Raw genomic sequence first — 14,113 nt, forward strand, 5'->3', positions numbered from 1 at the left:
ATCCCCAGTTTCTAAATTCTTCCGGCCGCGCACGACGCCGGACAAAGCCGCCCCGCTCTGTAGCCCGCGCGATATGCTCCGCGCTTCATTCGTCCCTTTAGTTTACCCGGTTAGCGATACTGAAATGGCCCCTGGCCTCAATCGATTCGACTCATCCGCAATTCCCACACTTCATTTGCGCCCCTGCGCCAGCCCGATCACCGCCTCGGCGAGATCCTGCGCGGCGCGAGGGCGCGCGAGGGCCAATGTCGCCTTTCCCATCCGCGCCAATCGCTCGGGATCGCCAACCAACGCCAGGATCTCATGAGCCAATCGCGCTCCGTCCAGGTCCACGTTCGGCAGCAGCGCCGCCGCGCCCGCTTCGACCAGCCGGCGCGCGTTGCGGTTCTGCTCGTCGCCGCCTGTGGGAACCAGCGGGATCAGCAGCGCCGGCTTCCCCAGCGCCGAAACTTCCGTCACCGTACCGGCGCCGCTGCGTCCAACCACCACGTCCGCCAGCGCGTAGATATCGCCGATCTCACTCCCGAGAAACGGCGTCACAAAAACACGGCGAACCAAGTGATCTTTAAGTTCCTGAACGCGCGCCGTCACCGTCTCAAAGTCCGAATTCTGGCCGCACTGCAAAATCACGCGGCACTGAGTCAGTAATTCCGGCATCGCTTCCAGTAAAGATAAGTTAAGCTTGCGCGCGCCCCGCGCCCCGCCCGTCACATACACCGTCGGCAGCGCGTCGTCCGCCGGATCGAAGCCGCAAAACTCCCGCGCCCGGTCTCGGTCGCCGCCAAAGATCACCTTGCGCACCGGATTCCCCGTGACAAAGGCGCGGGGCCGAATGCGCGGCGGCAGCTCCTCCAGAGCGCCCTCAAAGCTCAGCGCGATCCGCGCCGCGAAGCGCGCGTTGATCTGGTTCGCCAGCCCCACCTGCACCGTCTGCTCGTGCGTGAGCACCGGCGCGCGCAGCGACCATCCGGCGATCACCGGCGGCACGCTCACATACCCGCCCGTCGCGAAGACCACATCGGGACGAAACTTTCGCACTTCGCCCAGCGCCTGCCCGACGCCCACCGGAATCCGAAACAGATCCATCAGGTTCTGAAGCGACAGCATCTTGTACCAGCGCGACGCGCGGCGCAGCTTGCCGCTCTGGACGCCCGCGAAGGGCACGCCTGCGCTCGCCGCCAGCCCCTTCTCCACGCCGCCCTCACTGCCCACGTACAAAAAGGTCGGAGTCCAATCGGCGCTCTCGGATTGCTCCCGAATCGTCTGGATCACCGCGAGCGCCGGGGCGACATGGCCGCCGGTCCCGCCGCCCGTCACCAAAATGCGCAGCTCGCGCTTGCCCGTGTCCTGAGCCTTGCTTTGTTTCGTCATTCGTCGCGATCGACCGTCAGGTGACGCTTCTTTGCGCGGTCCACCCGGCGCGGCGCGGGGCCGGTACGCGGGCGACGCCGGTCGATCTCCGCGCCGCGCGTCAGGCGCGACGCCTCGCGGCTGTACGCGGTCAGCGTGTCGGGCGTCACGCGCGGCGCATAGGGCGCGCGGTCCCAGCGGCGCTCAAAGGCTTCCTCGCCCGGCGACACGGCGCGCTCCTCGGGCTTGCCGCGCCCTTCCGGATACTTCGAGATATTGAGCAGGATCCCGATGCCGATCATATTGAGCACCAGCGACGATCCGCCGTAAGAGATAAACGGCAGCGGCACGCCGGTGTTCGGAATGGACGACGTCGCGACGGCGATATTGATCACCGATTGCAGGCACACCAGCGTCGTCAGGCCCACCGCAAGCAGCGCGCCGAACGGGTCTTTGGTTCCATGCGCGATCGAATAACCGCGCGCGGCGAGCAGGGTGAAGACGATCAGCAGGGCCATCGTCCCGATCATCCCCCACTCCTCCGCGATCACCGCGAAGATAAAGTCCGTCGGCGCCATCGGCAGGAAGAACTTCTCACGCCCCTCGCCCAGCCCGACGCCCGCCAGACCGCCGGAGCCGAGCGCGAGCAGCGCGTGCCAGACTTGATAGCCATTGTTGAACTGATCGGCCTTGGGATTGAGAAAGGCCGTCATCCGGTCCATGCGATACTGCTTGCTGAAGACGTAACCTGTGACGATCACGCCGACCACGCCGAGCACGCCGCCCATATACTTGGGGCGCGCGCCGGCGACAAAGAGCATCACCAGTCCTGTTCCGCACAGCACGATCGCCGTGCCCAGGTCCGGCTCCTTGGCGATCAGCCCGCAGACCACCGCCATCACGATCAGCGGCGGCAGCACGCCCAGCTTGAAGTTGCGCATGATCTTGGGGCCGGCCGAGCAGATCTGCGCCAGATAGATCACCAGCGTCAGCTTCGCCAGCTCCGACGGCTGGAACTGAAACGGGCCGACGCCCAGCCAGCGCCGCGCGCCGTTGAGCGAGTGACCGATGTGCGGCACGAAGACCGCGATCAGCAGGATCACGGAGACGCAGACCGCCGGGAAGGCGTTGCGCCGCCAGCGCCAGAACGGGATGTACGCCGTCAGGACCATCGCCAGCGCGCCGATGCCGCCGAACAGCGCCTGCCGCTTCACAAAGTAAAAGGCGTCGTTGTGGCGCGTTTCGATCGCCAGCGCATAAGAAGCGTCGAAGACCGTGACGATCCCCATGCCGATGAGCATCATCGTCACCAGCAGGAGCAGCACATCCATCCGCTGCTTGACCGGTCCGGCCGAGGCCGGTTTTGTCTTCGCGATATTCATAACGCCACGCGCTCCAGCCGCCGCACGGCTTCCTTGAACTGGTCGCCCCGGTCCTCAAAATCTTTAAACATATCGAATGACGCGCACGCCGGCGCGAGGACGACCACGTCCCCCGGCCGCGCCAAATCCCGCGCCTGCTCCGTCGCCGCCTGCAAGCTTTCCGCGCGATGCGTCGCCGTATATCCGCCCGCCCGTAACGCTTCATCGATCTGCGGCGCGGACCGCCCGATCAGCACCACCGACCGCACATCGCCGTCCCGCACCGCCCGCGCGATCGTACTCAGATCGCCGCCCTTGAACACGCCGCCCATCACCACCACGGCGGGCTGCTCGATCGCCTCCAGCGAGCGCACAAAGGCGTCGGCGTTGGTGCACATCGAGTTGTTGATATAGCGCACGCCATCGATCTCCGCGACCGGCTCCAGGCGATGCACGACGCCCCGGAACTCGGCCGCCGCCCTCTGGATCGCCTCCGGCGGAACGCCGAACGCGCGCGCCATCAGCGCCGCCGCCAAAACGTTTTCCTGATTGTGAGTCCCGATCAATTTTAACCCGGAAACCTGTACAAATTCCGAAAGCCGCTCGGATATATTTTTATGGCTGAACGCTTCGACCTTCGCGGCGACTTTTCCCAGCCGCGCATCTCCCAAAAGCGCCTCATTTATGACCGCCGTATCGCTCGGTCCCTGGTTTTCAAAGATGCGCCACTTCGCCGCCGCGTACTCCTCGGGCGTCTGCCGATCGCCATGATCGGGCGTGATATTGAGCAGGGCCGCCACGCGCGGCCGGAACTCCTCAATCCATTCCAGCTGGAACGAGGAAATCTCCGCGACGATCACATCTTCCGGCGCCGCCTCAAACGCGGCTTTGATCAGCGGCAGCGCGATCTCCCCGGCGGCGATATTTCCCGCGACAAACGTCTTCAGCCCCGCCGCCCGGGTCATTTCGCCCAGCAGCGCCGTGGTCGTCGTCTTGCCGTTGGTCCCCGTAATCGCCATCATCGGCGCGCGCGCCACACGGTACGCCGCCTCAATCTCGCTCCACACCGGCACGCCCGCGCGCACCGCGTCCTGCAGCACAGCCGCATCGCGCCGCACCCCCGGGCTGGTGATCAAACAATCCAGCTCGGCATAGTCCACAGCGGCGCCGCCCACACGCGGCTCAATCCCCAGCGCCCGCGCCGCCGCGACCGCCCCGGCGATCTCCGCCTCCGGCTTGCTGTCGTAAAGGCGCACCGTCGCGCCCAGCGCCGTCAGCACCTCCGCGCACGCCATCCCGCTGCGCGCGAGGCCAAGAACGGCGATTGTTTTATTGGCGAACTCTTCTTGCATAGTGTCTATCTTGCCTGGCAAAATCCCAGCGGCGCTTCGGGCGCTTCCATACAAACCCACCCCCGGCCTTCGGCCGCCCCTCCCGCCCGAGGGAGGGGTCGCGCGAAGCGCGGGGGTGGGTTTGCCAGGGAGCACGCAAAACGCCGGGTGAGGGCCATCCTCACCCTCAAATAATCCACGTCACAAACCGCCGAGCGAGCAGCAAGCCCACGGCGAGCGCCAGCACCCCCACGATCCAGAAACGGGCGACGACGACTGTCTCCGGCCACTGCATCTCCTCGAAGTGATGATGGATCGGGGTCCGGCGAAACACGCGGCGACCGATCGCCTTGCCGCCCGTCAGCCGCACGACACCCACCTGGATAATCACGCTGAACAGTTCCAAGAGGAAGACAAGGCTAAAGATCAGCAGCAGGATCTCTTGTTTGCCGATGATCGCCATGGCCGCGAGCGATGCGCCGATCGCCAGCGAGCCGGTGTCGCCCATGAAGACTTTGGCGGGATGCGCGTTGAACCAGAGAAACCCGAGGCATCCGCCGGCGAGCGCGTAGCCGAACCACGGAAGCTGCTCGAAGCCGGGAGCCAGCGTGTAGACCGTCCAGGAGACGCCGAGCGCCGCAAAGATCGTCAGGCCGCCGAGCAGACCGTCCAGGCCGTCCGTCAGATTGGTGGCGTTGGACAGGCCCATGATGAACAGCATCGCGATCACATAATACGCGATTCCGAGATCGACCAGATGCCCCGGCCAAATTGCGACCTGCGTGGTAAAGCCAGGCAGCGCCGTTTCGTACAGCCAGAAGACGAAGCCACCGGCGATTACGAACTGCCAGAGCAGCTTATGGCGGGCTTTGAGGCCCAGCGATTTGCCGCGCTTAATGCTGAGGTAATCGTCGAGGAAGCCGATGGCGGAGTGACCGATGAACACAAGCGTGACGGCCAGCAGTTCGGATCCCAGCGGGTGCGGGGGATGCCCAAGCAGCAGCGAAACGACCAGGGACACGAGGACCCCGATCACGATCATGACGCCGCCCATCGTGGGCGTCCCCTGCTTCTTCGCATGCGAACTTGGCGCGTCCGTATTGATGTTCTGGCCGAACTTTAACTTGTGCAGCCACGCGATCACACGCGGGCCGGTCGCTAGCACGACGAAGAAGGCGACGAGCAGCGCGATCAAATTTTGCGCGGACAGTGGAGAGTTAGCCATGGTCCACCGTCGTTTCCGCCATCGGCTTCGTTTCCAAATTCTGCTCTAAGTTCTGAATCGCAGACGCGATCTTTTCCATCGCCATCGCGCGCGATCCCTTCACGAGCGCGACATCGCCGGCGCGCCACTCAAAATCTTTTGCCGCGAACGCGGCGGCTTCCGCGCTGTCCGCGAAGCGCCGAGCCGCGCCCGCGATATCCGCCGCAAGCTCCCCGACCGTGTAGAGCGCATCGACGCCGCCCAGCTCCGCGATCGCTTCGCCCAGTCCAATGTGGGCCGCGCGGGACACGTCGCCCAGTTCCTTCATATCGCCCAGAAACGCGATCTTGCGGCCGGAGCCGTGCGAGGTCAGCGTCTCCAGCGCGCTGCGCACCGACGCCGGCGCGGCGTTATAGCTATCGTTGAGCACCGTGACGCCGCGTGACGCCAGCATGACGACTTCCATCCGCATCGGCGGCGGCGCGTAATTTCTTAAAGCCGCCGCGACGTCATCGGGAGCGATTCCCAGCGTCACAGCGACGGCGTAGGCGGCGAGCGCATTGCCGATATCATGGCGCGACGGGCTCGGGACCGTCACGGGTGTGACGCCGACCGTGACACGCCATGTTCCATTTTCAAAAAGCGGATCGCGGCCTTGAATATCCGCGCCGTCTTCCAATCCGTAGCTCACCACGCGCGCCTTGGTCTTCGCTTTCAAATGGCCGAAGAACGCGTCGTCGTGGTTCAAAACGAGAAAGCCGCCCTCGGGGACATAATCCGCGAGTTCGCCCTTGGCGTCGGCGATCGCTTCTCGCGAACCGAGAAGTTCGCGATGGTTGTCGGCGATCACGGTGATCAATCCCGCCGTCGGGTTCGCGATCCGGCAAAGGTAGTCGATCTGGCCGACGCCGCGCATTCCCATCTCCACAATGGCCGCCCGATGCTCGGGCGTCAATTGCAGCAATGCTTTCGGAACGCCGGTCTCGTTGTTCTGGCTGGCGGGCGTCTTCAGGACCAGCCCCAGCGGCGCGAGCGCGGCGAACAGCATCTCTTTGGTGGTCGTCTTGCCGACGCTGCCGGTAACGGCGATCACAGGAATAGCGAAACGATCGCGCCAGAGACGAGCTATTCTTCCATAAGCGATCTCGGTATCTTCCACAATAATCTGCGGCAGCCGGCTATTCTCGATGGGGTGGGAAACGATCAGCGCGGCCGCGCCGAGCTCTTCCGCGCGCGCGGCGTGCGCGTGGCCGTCGGCCTTTTCGCTGACCAGCGCCACGAAAAGGTCGCCCGGCTGCAAAGTGCGCGTGTCGGTCGAAACTCCGGAAAACGTCCGTGTTCCCTCGGCTTCATGAAGCGTCGCGCGAGGCGTCAGCGCCCCCGCAACCTCCGCGAACGTCAGCTGCATTGCTCAAGAACCTCACGCGCCACCTGGCGGTCGTCGAACGGAATCTTATGGTGCGCGAACTGCTGCCCGGATTCGTGCCCCTTGCCGGCGATCACTACCAGATCGCCGGGCTGCGCGATTTCGCACAGCGCCTGCTTGATCGCCAGCCGCCGATCCACCTGAGCGAACACACACGCGCCGTCCACGCCGCTGGGGATCCCCTTGACGATCTCCTCAAGAATCGCGTCGGGATTCTCCGTGCGCGGGTTATCGCTAGTAACGATCGTGATGTCGGCCAGATCGAATGAAATCTTGCCCATGATCGGGCGCTTCTTGGGATCGCGGTCGCCGCCGCATCCGAAGACCGAGATCAAGCGGGCGGGTTTGAGCGCCCGCGCCGATTCCAGCACGCGCTGAAGCCCATCGGGGGTGTGCGCGTAATCCACGATAATATGGAATCCGCGATCTCCCGTCTCCACCGTCTCAAACCGGCCGGGAACGCCGCCGAGCGCCTCCAGACCGTTCTGGATCGCGACCGGCGGCACGCGCATCGCGATGGCCGCGCCCGCCGCCGCCAGGGCGTTCGCCACATTGAACAGGCCGCCCAAGCGCAAACTCACGGGAATGACGACCGTGCTTCCTACGGGAGGCTGATAGAGGATATCAAAGCGCGTTCCACCGGGGCTGACCTCATGGATTCGCGCGCGGATCGTCGCGGTGTCGTCCTCCATGGAATAGCGCAGCGCCGGCCGGCCGGCCGCTTCCAGCGCGGCGAGAATTCGCACGCCGTACTCATCGTCGCCGTTGACGACGCCGGTGAAGACCTTCTCGGGAAAGGCGTCGGGATACTCGGTAAAGAGTCGCAGCTTCTGCTCGAAGTACGCCTCCATCGTGCCGTGCGTATTGAGATGGTCCTGGGTCAAGTTCGTAAAAACGCCGATATCGAACGCGCAGCCCGTGGTGCGCCCTTGCAGGGCGCCTTCGGAGGAGACCTCCATGACGACGCGGCGCACGCCCTGCTCCAGCATCTCGGCGAACATCCGCTGCAAGTCCGCCGACTCCGGGGTCGTGCGCTCCAGCGGGACGGGCTTGCCGTTGATCATGCCGCCGAGCGTGCCGATCAGCCCTGTCCGGTCGCCAAGTATCCGAAAGATGCTCTCGATCATATGCGCCGTCGTCGTCTTACCGTTCGTGCCGGTGACGCCGATCAGCTGCAATTGCCGGGAAGGCTCATCGTAAAAATGGGACGCCAGCACGGGCAGCGCCGCTCGTGTGCTCGGGACCGCGATCACCGGAACGCCCTGATCGCCATACCACGCCGTGCGGTCGCTGTCGATCGCCAGCGCCGCCGCGCCGCGCCCGAGCGCCTCCGCGATAAAGTCATGCCCGTCGCTCTTCGCCCCGCTGAGGGCGATAAACAACGCGCCCGGAACGACCTGCCGGGAGTCGTAGGCGAGCGCCGCGATCTCCACATCCTCGCCGTATCGCTGGCTGTCCGGCAAAAGCGCGGCCAGCTCACTGAGTGTCTTTAATGTCATAGTCATTTACAAGCGAAAATTTCCTGCCGGATTTCGGAGTTCCCGGTTATGAAACCCGGGAACCCTTAATTTATACCCGATAGCCCTAATCCACAGGCGCCGAAATGGTGGGCTTTGTGGCGGGCGCGGCGATGCCGATGGTGTCGATCGAGACGTGTGTCGGCGGGAGCTTCTTCTTTTTGTGGTCCGCCCAGTCCACCAGATCCGGCGCATCCGGCGTCAGGTGCATCTCCAATACGGCCATTTTCGCCAGGTTGTGCACGACGGGCGCGGCGACGGCGGCGCCCCAGTGCACGCCCTGCGGTTCGAAGACGGCGCAGAGGATGACCAGGCGCGGCTTGGACAGCGGGACCATGCCGATGAACGATGCGACATATCGAGGATCGCGGTATCCGTGCGGGCCGGCGACCTGCGCGGAGCCGGTCTTGCCGCCGACGCTGAATCCGGCGATCTGCGCGGGCTTCCCGGTTCCCTCCTGCACGACCGTGCCGAGCATGGAGCAGACCGTTTCGGCCGTCTGCGGATCTACCACCTGTCGGATCGCTTCCGGCTGAACCTGCGTTTCTTCCTCGCCTTTGCGCGTCGCCTTGATGATATGGGGCCGCATCATCACGCCATGATTGGCGATCGCGCCATACGCGGTCGCCATTTGCAGCGGCGTCACGGCGACGCCCTGACCAAACGTAATATTCGCGAACTGAATTTTAGACCAGCCGACGCTGCCGGTGTACTTGTTAAACTCGTCGGGAGACTTCAGCCAGGACTTCTGCTCGCCGGGCAGGCCGCTATGCGCGTAGTCCATAAATCCGAAGGCCTGCAAATACTTGTACAAGTTATCCGGGCCAATCTTTAACCCGAATTGCGCCATGCCGATGTTGCAGGACTCTTTGAGGACGCCGCGCAGGTTCTCCGTGCCATGATGTCCGTAGTAGGGCGGATCCTGGGCGCAGTGGATCGTGTGGCCGCCATATTGCCATACGGCGTTGCAGGTCACATAATCGTTCATGACGCCCAGCCCCTTGGTCTGGACGACGGCCGCCGATGTGATCGTCTTCATCGTCGATCCCGGCTCATACAGGTCGGACACGGCGCCGTTGCGCCAGAGCGCGGACGCCGCGAGTCCCTGCGCCTGAGTCAGCGGTCCGGGCGGCTTGGGGGAGTTAGGATCGAAGGTCGGCGCATTCGACAGCGCCAAAATCTCGCCATTGCGCGGATCGAGGATGATCACGACGCCGCTCTTAGCGTTGTGAGCTTTGACGGCGGCGGCGAGTTCGGTGTCGGCGGCGTGCTGGAGGCTTTTGTCGATCGTGAGCACGAGATCGGCGCCGTTCACCGGTTCCGTCTGGCGACGGATCGTGCCGGGAAGGAACCGCCCGACCGGGTCGACTTCGCCGACCAGCAGCCCGTCGCGGCCGCTCAGCAGCTTGTCCTGGCTGTGCTCCAGTCCTTCCACGCCATTGGAATCGCGATCGGTGAAGCCGAGCATCTGCGCCGCCAGCGAACCGTTGGGATAGGAGCGGCGGGTGTCGGGGCCGACGCCGATTCCGCGCAGGCGCAGATCCTTGACCTGGTTTCCAAGCTCCAGCGAGGCGTGGCGCATCAGCGAAACATAGCGGCGGCGCTTGTTGGGGCCGGGATCGAGCTTCTGCTCCAGAAGGGTCTGATCCATGCCGAGCAGCGGCGCCAGCGAGGCGGCGACCGCCGCGCGGTCCTGCACGTCGCGCGGGTCGGCGTAGATTTCTTTGGCGGGGACATTGATGGCGAGGACATCGCCGTTGCGGTCGACAAGCTGGCCGCGGCTGGCGGGCAGAATATTCTTGTTGACGCGGACGGCGTCCGCCTGCGCCACAAAATAGGAGTGCCGGATCGTTTGCAGATAAAACAAACGTCCGGCTAACAGGAGATTCGCCGCCGCCACCGCCGCGAAGACCGCGACGGCGCGCGGCCTAATGACCGAAAGATGCTGATGGGATGTTGACTGAGTTCGCGCCACTGCTCGCCACCCTCGGGAACTGATCGCCCGCCTGACCGATTGTAGTAGAGTTAGCCTGCACGGCGGCGCCGTTCTGACCGATGTAACAGACCTGGTTCGCGCCGGGCGTCATGCCCAGCGACTTGGCCTGCGCGACAATGCGGTCGGGGCTCTGGACCTGGGCAAGCTGAGCGCGCAGCGTCTGATTGTCCTGGCTGAGCTGGCGAAGCTGAACGCGGGCGTGCGACTGCGCCAGACCCAAATTGGTGACGCGGGCGTAGGCGGCGAGGTAAATCACAAGAATGGCGCAGAAGATTGTGGTACAGGTTCCCGCCGCCATCATGAGGCGCGCTTCCGAACGCGCCAGACGGTCGACGGATTTGCGCTTCTGCGACGGCCTTACGCTCGCCGGCGCGGACTCGGCGGTCCGGTACGGCGACGGCGCGGCGGCCGGCGATATGTATAAAGATCGTTCCGCTCTCCGCGGTGTCGATGCGACACTGCGTGGTACTGTCACGGCTTGCGTTTCCAGCATAGCGTACTCCCTGGCGCTTCGTCCCAAAGTTGCAGGTTGGTCTTCAGTCAGCGGCATTGGTTTACAATCGTCGGGCCACCCGTAGTTTTGCGCTTCTGGCGCGCGGGTTGGCGCTGATTTCGCCGGCGTCCGGCGTCACGGGCTTCTTCGTCACCAGTTCCACGATCGCGGGGGGCCGCACACCGTACGGCCCCTCGCCGGCTCCTCGCCCGGAAAGCCTCGTGAATAACTGTTTGACGATTCTGTCTTCGAGCGAGTGATAGGAAAGCACCGCGATCACGCCGTCTTTACCTAGACGGTCTATTGTGCTTTCCAGCGCATGTCCGAGAATGGACAATTCGTCATTTACGGCGATCCTCAGCGCCTGAAAGGTGCGCGTCGCCGCGTGCGTGTCGGGCGGCCGGGCCGCGGCGGGGATGGCCGCATGCACGGTCTCCACCAGCTGTCCCACCGTCCGGTAAGGCTCGGCCGCTCTGCGCTCCACCACGAAGCGCGCGATCCGAGAGGCCCACTTTTCATCCGAGTTATCGCGAATCAGCGTGGTGAGCGCCCGCTCATCCAGCGTGTTCAACAGATCCGCCGCCGTGTCGCCGCCATGCGTCGTATTCATCCGCATGTCTAACTCCGCGCCGGGATCCTTGAACGAAAATCCCCGCGACGGCGTATCCAATTGGTGCGACGAGACGCCCAGATCGAACAGCGCGCCGTCAATCTTGTCGATTCCAACGCCATCCAGCGCCTGCGCGATCGCATCAAACCGAGAATGCACGAGCGTAACGATCTCGCCGAACGGCGCCAGATTTCGTCCGGCTTCCGCGAGCGCCGCCGGGTCCTGATCGATCCCAATGAGCCGTCCGCCCGGCGCCAGATGCGCCGCCACCGCAGCAGCGTGCCCCCCGGCGCCCAGCGTTCCATCCACAAAAATTTTGCCGGGCCCCGGCTCCATCAGCTCCACGACCGCGTCACGGAGGACTGGAATATGGTAAGGTAGGTCCATTACGCAATCCCGACTTCACGAGCCGAGAAGCTGATCATCTCATCGGTCAGTTCGTCGTTGTATCGTTCCCATGCGTCGCTCGCCCAGATTTCGATCCGCGCGCTCGCGCCGACGATCACGACATCGCCCTGCTCGCCGATCTTCGCCCAGTCCCGCAGTTTGCTGGGGATGGCGACGCGTCCCTGGCCGTCCACGCTGGACTCGGTCGATGTAAAAAACCGCTGCAATCGGATGGTGTGCTCGTCGAGCTGGCGCTGCTTGTTCAGGGTATCGCTGAGCTGCTTGTAAGCCGCCTCGGTATACACGAAAATACAGCCGCCGACTCCTTTAGTCATGTAGAAGCGTTCACCCAAGGAAGATCGAAACTTGGTCGGGATGATCACGCGCCCCTTGTCGTCAACGCTGTGGTCGAACTCCCCCTGAAACACCACTCGTCCTCCACTCAGTCACCACTTCCCACCACTTTCGTCACAATCATACGGTATATCCACGAAAATTGTCAAGGCGTCTCCATAAATATTTTTTTAATATTTACCGACAATGTAATGCTACATTTCGTTTTACGCACAGATGTTCTCCACTAGATATTGACAAATTGATGAACAGGACACCAGATACTGATCCAACTTAATTTTATGGCGCTCTGCTAAAGATAATTTAGAAAAATGGGACGCGCCACCACTGTCACACTTTGGGGGTTTGTGAGCTCGGCGGGATAAGACGGATGTTCGGAGAGGATTTTGCGCCCTCTCAGAGTGAAATGTTCGCCCCCTCGCAATGGGAACGTGGTATTTCGTGTCAAAGCAGGCGAGCAAATGAAAATCGACGGGCGATTCGGAGTGTAACGCCGCCGCGCGCCGAGGGACTGCGCGCCCGCTCGTCATGGAAAATGACGCCGCGCCGGGCGTAATGCGTTCGTTGAGACAAATTGTTAAGAGAAGATTAAAAAATTAAAATCTGTACTCGAAAAATAAAATTCGCGTTTGCGGGCGATCCCGGCCATCGACGGCAAAAAGGCTCCCCAACCGCTCAGCGGTCGAGGAGCCTTTCTTAAGGTCAATAGCGAAGATCAGTGGTGCGCGACGGCGTTTTGCGCGCGCTCGATCTGCCGGCGGCGCTGGCGCTGGACCTGGAGCGGCTGAAGGTCGACACATCGCGCGATCGCTTCCAGGCCCCGGGCGCGCACGGCTTCGAGGACGACTGGCAGCAGCTTCTGCTCGATATAGTCCGCGTACAGCTCGTTGTAGTTAGCGGCTTCCACGGCGGCGGTCCACTTCACGCCGAAGCGACGCTCGCCTTCCGGGAAGACGAAAATCGTCGGACCGGTCCCGGTGCTCCACTCCACAATGGCGCGCGTGGCGCTGCGCGCCTTCCAAGAGTCCGCCTGGGTCCGCAGCGCCTCGATATCGTAAACCGGCTCCTGATGTAACTTTCGCTCCATGCGCGCTTGTTTCTCCTGCAAAAAACTGGTTGGGCAGCATTTCGCCCATCTCGCCGATATTATAGCACACTCACACGCGGTTTATGACCGTGACCTACCCCCGGCAACGCGAAGCGCCGGGGGAGATCATATAGGGTCACTTTTTCAAAGCCAGCATCGCCGCATACACATCGCGCTTTGAGAGTTTCAAATCCGTGCTGACCTGACGCACGGCGTCGCGCTCGCTGGCGCCGCCGGCGACGGCGGATTTGAGGGCCGCGAGCATGCGTTCTTCGGGGCTGAGCTCGATCTCTTCGGGCGCCGTCACCGTGGCGGCGTCCCGGCCGGCGACGACGATGGTGATTTCGCCGCGCGCTTCGTTCTTGATGAAGTGGGCCAGCACCTCGCTCAAGGGACCGCGCACAAACTCTTCGAACTTCTTCGTCAGCTCGCGCCCCACGGCGGCGGGGCGGTCGGGACCGAAGATGTCGCGCATGTCCGCGAGCGTTTCCCGGGTGCGGTTGGGCGCTTCGTAAAAGATCAGAGTGCGGGTTTCCTCGGCGGCGAAGGCGGTGAGCTTCTCGCGGCGGTCGGATTTCGTGCGCGGTAGGAATCCTTCGAAGGCGAAGCGCGCGGGGGGCAGGCCGCTGCCCACCAGCGCGCTCAGGACGGCGCTGGCGCCGGGGATGGGGACGACGGTCACGCCGGCCTCGATGGCGGCCCGGACCAGCTCGACGCCGGGATCGGAGACGCCGGGAGTGCCGGCGTCGGTCACCAGCGCGATCGACTGCCCGTTTTCGGCCATCCGATGCACGAGGTGATCCGCGCGGTCGGCTTCGCTGTGCTGGTGGAAAGAGATCAGCGGCGTGGTGATTTCAAAGTGGGCGAGCAGCTTGAGGGTGTGTCGGGTGTCTTCGGCCGCGACAAGATCGGCTTCCTTGAGGATGCGCAGGGCGCGCAGCGTGATATCCTCCAGGTTGCCGATCGGGGTCGCGACGATGTAGAGAGTTCCTGGCAA

General features: G+C 63.6%; 12 protein-coding genes. All 12 read right to left on the reverse strand.

Annotation, left to right across the window (positions count from 1 at the left end; translation table 11 throughout):
* Window positions 1-171: 171 nt before the first annotated feature.
* Window positions 172-1,371: a UDP-N-acetylglucosamine--N-acetylmuramyl-(pentapeptide) pyrophosphoryl-undecaprenol N-acetylglucosamine transferase gene (locus tag D5261_RS02765; RefSeq protein WP_119323947.1), complete on the reverse strand. Its 1,200-nt coding sequence runs from the start codon at window positions 1,369-1,371 to the stop codon at window positions 172-174.
* A complete protein-coding gene (gene ftsW / locus D5261_RS02770; RefSeq protein WP_119323948.1) occupies window positions 1,368-2,732 on the reverse strand; it encodes a putative lipid II flippase FtsW in 1,365 nt (454 codons plus the stop codon). Before ftsW ends, D5261_RS02765 begins: the two co-directional genes overlap by 4 nt.
* Window positions 2,729-4,063: a UDP-N-acetylmuramoyl-L-alanine--D-glutamate ligase gene (murD, locus tag D5261_RS02775; protein ID WP_119323949.1), complete on the reverse strand. Its 1,335-nt coding sequence runs from the start codon at window positions 4,061-4,063 to the stop codon at window positions 2,729-2,731. Before murD ends, ftsW begins: the two co-directional genes overlap by 4 nt.
* Window positions 4,064-4,229: 166 nt before the next feature.
* Complete coding sequence (gene mraY, locus D5261_RS02780; protein ID WP_119323950.1) at window positions 4,230-5,267, reverse strand: phospho-N-acetylmuramoyl-pentapeptide-transferase; 1,038 nt, start codon at window positions 5,265-5,267, stop codon at window positions 4,230-4,232.
* Window positions 5,260-6,654 (reverse strand): UDP-N-acetylmuramoyl-tripeptide--D-alanyl-D-alanine ligase, encoded by a 1,395-nt coding sequence (locus D5261_RS02785; RefSeq protein ID WP_119323951.1) that lies wholly within the window; start codon window positions 6,652-6,654, stop codon window positions 5,260-5,262. Before D5261_RS02785 ends, mraY begins: the two co-directional genes overlap by 8 nt.
* Window positions 6,645-8,177: a UDP-N-acetylmuramoyl-L-alanyl-D-glutamate--2,6-diaminopimelate ligase gene (locus tag D5261_RS02790; RefSeq protein ID WP_119323952.1), complete on the reverse strand. Its 1,533-nt coding sequence runs from the start codon at window positions 8,175-8,177 to the stop codon at window positions 6,645-6,647. The genes D5261_RS02785 and D5261_RS02790 overlap by 10 nt, the downstream gene beginning before the upstream one ends.
* A gap of 79 nt (window positions 8,178-8,256) precedes the next feature.
* Complete coding sequence (locus D5261_RS02795) at window positions 8,257-10,164, reverse strand: peptidoglycan D,D-transpeptidase FtsI family protein (RefSeq protein ID WP_119323953.1); 1,908 nt, start codon at window positions 10,162-10,164, stop codon at window positions 8,257-8,259.
* A complete protein-coding gene (locus D5261_RS02800) occupies window positions 10,118-10,660 on the reverse strand; it encodes an FtsB/FtsL family cell division protein (protein ID WP_301002407.1) in 543 nt (180 codons plus the stop codon). The genes D5261_RS02795 and D5261_RS02800 overlap by 47 nt, the downstream gene beginning before the upstream one ends.
* 79 nt (window positions 10,661-10,739) lie before the next feature.
* Window positions 10,740-11,675, reverse strand: a complete 936-nt coding sequence (gene rsmH / locus D5261_RS02805; RefSeq protein ID WP_119323955.1) for a 16S rRNA (cytosine(1402)-N(4))-methyltransferase RsmH — start codon at window positions 11,673-11,675, stop codon at window positions 10,740-10,742.
* Window positions 11,675-12,106 carry a division/cell wall cluster transcriptional repressor MraZ gene (gene mraZ / locus D5261_RS02810; RefSeq protein WP_165864528.1) on the reverse strand — a complete coding sequence of 144 codons (432 nt, stop codon included), beginning with the start codon at window positions 12,104-12,106 and terminating at the stop codon, window positions 11,675-11,677. Before mraZ ends, rsmH begins: the two co-directional genes overlap by 1 nt.
* Window positions 12,107-12,744: 638 nt before the next feature.
* Window positions 12,745-13,116 (reverse strand): hypothetical protein, encoded by a 372-nt coding sequence (locus D5261_RS02815; RefSeq protein WP_119323957.1) that lies wholly within the window; start codon window positions 13,114-13,116, stop codon window positions 12,745-12,747.
* Between the two features lie 136 nt (window positions 13,117-13,252).
* Window positions 13,253-14,113 carry a 16S rRNA (cytidine(1402)-2'-O)-methyltransferase gene (rsmI, locus tag D5261_RS02820; protein ID WP_119323958.1) on the reverse strand — a complete coding sequence of 287 codons (861 nt, stop codon included), beginning with the start codon at window positions 14,111-14,113 and terminating at the stop codon, window positions 13,253-13,255.

Origin of the sequence: Capsulimonas corticalis, assembly GCF_003574315.2 — a bacterium.
GTDB classification, from domain to species: domain Bacteria; phylum Armatimonadota; class Armatimonadia; order Armatimonadales; family Capsulimonadaceae; genus Capsulimonas; species Capsulimonas corticalis.